Raw genomic sequence first — 640 nt, 5'->3', positions numbered from 1 at the left:
CTATGTTCTAGATGAGAAATTAAAGTATCTCTGTCAAATGGGACGATAACATCTAAATCATCCCAATATTTTAATTCTCCAAAAATTGAGCTTCTAACATAACCACGAACAAGCCAAGCCTCTTTTATTTTTAATTGCTGACTTATGATCTCAGAAGCCTTTTCCAGAAGTTGAGGCTCTGTGCTAGATTGAATCTCATGATTTAACACAGATATTCTATCTTCAACCGAATTACTCATTGAGTCATTTACTGGATTGAATCCGTAAAAGTATTTTAACACCTCATAATCTTTAAGGAATGAATATGTATGCATACGATTTTTAACTAAATCACTATTATTTATTCTTAACTTTAACGAGGAAATGTCATCATTAAACTCTTCAGAACATATCAATCGGTTATTGCTTATATTTATTGCAGCTGCGTTAACACTAAAGTTGAAGTTCTTGAGAGCGGTTATTACGTTTTTTGAGCCTCCATGCTCAAATGTTGAAACAAGGTCCATGTGATTACCATCTGGTAAAGCAGTTCGAAATGTTCCAAATCTATTTTTGGAAAACTTGACTTTATTATTAATTAATTTACTTTCAATATCTTTGTGTTCCATGCTTATTAGAAAGTCTATATCTCCGCAATATG

The 640-nt window shown here is 31.9% G+C and carries 1 protein-coding gene; it reads right to left on the bottom strand.

Annotated features, from left to right (window positions below):
* Positions 1 to 608 (bottom strand): hypothetical protein (locus IQR33_RS31270; protein WP_193844310.1); only part of this gene is annotated, 608 nt, incomplete at its 3' end.
* Between the last annotated feature and the right edge of the window lie 32 nt (positions 609 to 640).

The organism is Vibrio sp. OPT46 (assembly GCF_015163535.1).
Classification (GTDB): domain Bacteria; phylum Pseudomonadota; class Gammaproteobacteria; order Enterobacterales; family Vibrionaceae; genus Vibrio; species Vibrio alginolyticus.
Note: the sequence above shows the minus strand (reverse complement) of the source record. Positions and strands in the feature narration are given on the sequence as shown.